The following is a 1,008-nucleotide window of genomic DNA, read 5'->3' as shown; positions in this document are numbered from 1 at the left end:
TAGGCAGGTTTGGCGTACAAAAGGGTTTTGGCGAGTTAATCAACTACTGACCATCATCTGGGGGATAATTCTCAGCTTTTCTACCTTGATGTATTTTATCCCTTGGGGAGCCACAACTGCTTCTGAAATTGTTTACCAAATTCTTTCTTATACTTCTATGATTATCGGTATTTGGTTGTCTCAAAAACTACCCCTCTGGTATCGCGAACGCCAGTGCAGACTTCGTAATAAAGCGAATCCCTTTTTACAAAACAATTTTGCGCCCATGCATGAGGAAAGCGATTTTCATAACTTGATAGTCCAGGGAGAAATACCTTCTGATTTGCAAGGTTGCTACATGCGTAATGGACCCAACCCGGCTTTTGATCCCCTTTCCTATACTTTCCCATTGGACGGCGATGGCATGATCCACGCCCTCTATCTGGAAGACGAAGACATTCATTATCGCAATCGCTACGTTAAAACCAAGGGACTGTTACTCGAACAAAAATTAGGTCGTGCGATTTATAGCGGTATTGCCATGCCGATTCCCCCCGCTCCACAACTGATAGGCCCCAATGATGATCCTGGGCCTTTTAAAAATGGTGCTTTTATCCATATCATTCAACATGCGCAACATTATTTAGCAATGTGGGAAGGTGGGGCTGCTTATGAAATGGATCATGAATTAAATACGATTGGCGAGTGGCTAGCCGGTACAACACAGCCACTTGCCGTAGGTCCTCATACAAGATTAGATCCAGATACGAAAGATTTATATTTAATTAATTATGATCTTCAACCCCCCTTTTCTGACTTGTCATAAAGTGAATCAGCAAGGGAATCTGGTAGAAACTCGCATTATAGAAAAACCCTGTAGTACTATGATGCATGATTTTGTTTTAACAAAAATTTTTAATTTTTTCGATTGCCCAGCCGTTTTCGATCTGACAGCCTTGGAGCAAGGTGGGCATGTCTTGGAATGGCGCGCTGAATTAGGTACCCGGATTGGGATCGTCTCACGACAGA

The 1,008-nt window shown here is 42.8% G+C and carries 1 pseudogene; it reads left to right on the top strand.

The annotated features are described in order from the left end of the window. Positions 1 to 88: 88 nt before the first annotated feature. Positions 89 to 1,008 (top strand): annotated as a pseudogene (locus tag BN58_RS36000) (carotenoid oxygenase family protein); the annotation flags it as partial.

The sequence above is a fragment of the Legionella tunisiensis genome, assembly GCF_000308315.1.
Classification (GTDB): domain Bacteria; phylum Pseudomonadota; class Gammaproteobacteria; order Legionellales; family Legionellaceae; genus Tatlockia; species Tatlockia tunisiensis.
The sequence above is the reverse complement of the archived record's forward strand: the minus strand, read 5'-3'. Positions and strand labels throughout refer to the sequence as shown.